We start from the raw sequence: 1,133 nt of genomic DNA, 5'->3' as shown, positions 1-1,133 counted from the left end.
ACCGGAACCAGCGGCAAGACTTCGGTCACCGCCTTTACCCGCCAGATCTGGGAGCAGGCGGGCCTTGCCGCCGCCTCGATCGGCACCACCGGTGTGGTCGCGCCCGGCCGCAACGACTACGGCTCGCTGACGACACCGGATCCGGTGGCGCTGCACCTCCTGCTCAAGGAACTGGCCGACGCCGGCGTCACCCATGCGTCGATGGAGGCCTCCAGCCACGGCCTCGACCAGCGCCGGCTCGACGGCGTCAGGCTTGCCGCTGGCGGCTTCACCAATCTCGGCCGCGACCATATGGACTACCACCCGACGGTCGAGGACTATCATCGCGCCAAACTGCGCCTGTTCGACACGCTACTGCCCGAGGGCGCGCCGGCTGTCATCTTCGCCGACGATCCGTGGTCAGAGCCGACTGTGCGTGCGGCAAAGGCGGCAGGGCTCAACGTGTTGACCGTCGGTCGGCATGGCGACTTCCTCAGGCTGAAGCGGGTCGAGCACGAGCGACATCGCCAGCGGGCCGAGGTCGAGGTCGATGGCGTGCTCCACGAAATCGACCTGCCGCTGGCCGGCGATTTCCAGATCGCCAACGCGCTGGTTTCGGCGGGACTTGCCATTTCCACTGGAACGCCGGTTGCCAAGGCTTTGATGGCATTGGAAAAACTGAAGGGCGCTCCGGGACGGCTCGACCTCGTCGGCACCACGGCCAACGGCGCGCCAGTCTATGTCGACTATGCCCACAAGCCGGATGCGCTGGAAAACGTGCTGGCCTCGGTGCGGCCGTTTACGACCGGCCGGGTCATCGTCGTCTTCGGCTGCGGCGGCGATCGCGATCGCGGCAAGCGGCCGATCATGGGCGAGATTGCGACGCGGCTCGCCGACGTCGTCATCGTCACCGACGACAATCCGCGCTCGGAAGTGCCGGAAACGATCCGCGCCGCGATCCTGGCGGCCGCACCCGGCGCCATCGAGATCGGCGACCGGCGCAGGGCGATCCACGAGGCGGTGGCCATGCTCCATGCCGGCGACACGCTGATCGTGGCTGGCAAGGGGCACGAGGAAGGCCAGACGATCGGCAGCGAAACGTTCCATTTCTCCGACCATGAGGAAGTCCGCGCGGCGCTCAGGGAGCGCGCGGC

Annotated in this window: 1 protein-coding gene; it reads left to right on the top strand. The window is 67.8% G+C overall.

Annotated elements, in window-relative coordinates; all coding sequences use genetic code 11:
* The coding region (locus EN781_RS32970) for a UDP-N-acetylmuramoyl-L-alanyl-D-glutamate--2,6-diaminopimelate ligase (RefSeq protein ID WP_127400750.1) at window positions 1-1,133 on the top strand (1,133 nt) is incomplete at both ends.

The sequence above is a fragment of the Mesorhizobium sp. M4A.F.Ca.ET.090.04.2.1 genome, assembly GCF_003999085.1.
Lineage (GTDB): Bacteria > Pseudomonadota > Alphaproteobacteria > Rhizobiales > Rhizobiaceae > Mesorhizobium.
The sequence above is the reverse complement of the archived record's forward strand: the minus strand, read 5'-3'. Positions and strand labels throughout refer to the sequence as shown.